The following is a 993-nucleotide window of genomic DNA, read 5'->3' as shown; positions in this document are numbered from 1 at the left end:
GCGTAAGAATCACTTTGATTATCGCTCGCTTAAGGTGAGCGGCTTTAGTCAGGTCTTTCAAAGCCAAGCCAACATAACGCTCAAACTTACCAGCAAGCATTTCAGTTTCACCTAAATCAAGCGCCTTAGTGCCACGTTTAAATCGTTCCAGATGATAACTTAGAAGAGGAATTTTTCCATCGACCACTCTAAGCGTTTCAAATAAACCATCTCCGTAGGCAAGGCCCCGATCAGCGATATCGATTGCCGAGGTCTCAAGCTCATTGACTAACGTTAAGTGAGCTCGCGTTTTCATTTCTAATCTTCCAAGGCCTGAAAGATTAAAGTGCCATTAGTACCGCCAAAACCAAAGGAGTTCGATAGAGCAGCTTTTATCGGAGCTTTCCTGGCAGTATGTGCCACGAAATCCAAATCACACCCTTCTTCAGGCTCATCGAGGTTAATCGTTGGTGGCGCTACTTGATCAGTGATAGCTTTTACAGAAAAGATTGCCTCAATCGCGCCAGCAGCCCCTAACAAGTGACCAGTCATTGACTTGGTTGAACTAACAAGCAAAGAGCTAGAATGTTCTTTAAACAGGTCTTTGATCGCTTTGCATTCTGCCACATCACCAAGCGGAGTTGAGGTGCCGTGAGCATTAATATAATCAATCGATTCTGGTTCTATTCCTGCATCGTTGATAGCATTTTCCATAGCGGTTCTTGCGCCTGAACCATCTTCAATAGGCGAAGTAATATGGAAGGCATCATCACTCATACCAAAGCCGGTTAGCTCAGCATAGATTGTTGCACCACGCGCTTTTGCGTGCTCCAACTCTTCCAAAACCAGTGCACCTGCGCCATCAGATAGTACAAACCCGTCTCGACCTTTATCCCAAGGGCGGCTGACTTCTTCAGCAGGTCGGTCATTGGAAGACAATGCCTTAGCATTGCTAAAACCTGCAACAGCAATTGGTGTTGTCGCCATTTCAGCACCACCGGCTATCATCACATC

General features: G+C 45.9%; 2 protein-coding genes. Both read right to left on the bottom strand.

Annotated features, from left to right (window positions below; genetic code table 11):
• A partial coding sequence (locus A3766_RS28020) for an aminotransferase class IV (protein WP_197479813.1) occupies positions 1–295 on the bottom strand: 295 nt, incomplete at its 3' end.
• Between the two features lie 2 nt (positions 296–297).
• Positions 298–993: beta-ketoacyl synthase N-terminal-like domain-containing protein (locus tag A3766_RS28015; RefSeq protein ID WP_304440993.1), on the bottom strand; the 696-nt coding region annotated here is incomplete at its 5' end.

The organism is Oleiphilus sp. HI0132 (assembly GCF_001635845.1).
This window is presented reverse-complemented; position numbering and strand designations above follow the sequence as displayed.